The 251-nt window shown below is 65.7% G+C and carries 1 protein-coding gene; it reads right to left on the bottom strand.

Features of this window, described 5'->3' with window-relative positions:
- Positions 1–240: DUF5329 family protein (locus tag CVH10_RS22800; protein WP_369335988.1), on the bottom strand; the 240-nt coding region annotated here is incomplete at its 3' end.
- Positions 241–251 lie beyond the last annotated feature (11 nt).

Below are 251 nucleotides of genomic sequence, written 5' to 3'. Positions count from 1 at the left end.
GGGCGGTGGCGCGCTGCGCACCGCGCGCAGTTCCTTCGTCAGGAAGGCGCTGGCTTCCACGGGGGCGTCGTTGCCCATCTTCACCAGGTAGGGCTTGCCGCTCATTTCCGAGCGCGAGGCGCAGAGGTCGATGAAATCCTCGGCCGTGGCAATCCTGTCTTTGAAATGCGCGTACTTCGCCTGCATGTGCTGCGCCGCCTCGGCGGCTGTGTGAGGGCTGCCGTTGCGCAGGAAGGTCATGTCCGTCGTCT

Source organism: Halomonas sp. ND22Bw (genome assembly GCF_003011945.1).
GTDB lineage: Bacteria > Pseudomonadota > Gammaproteobacteria > Pseudomonadales > Halomonadaceae > Halomonas > Halomonas halophila.
Note: the sequence above shows the minus strand (reverse complement) of the source record. Positions and strands in the feature narration are given on the sequence as shown.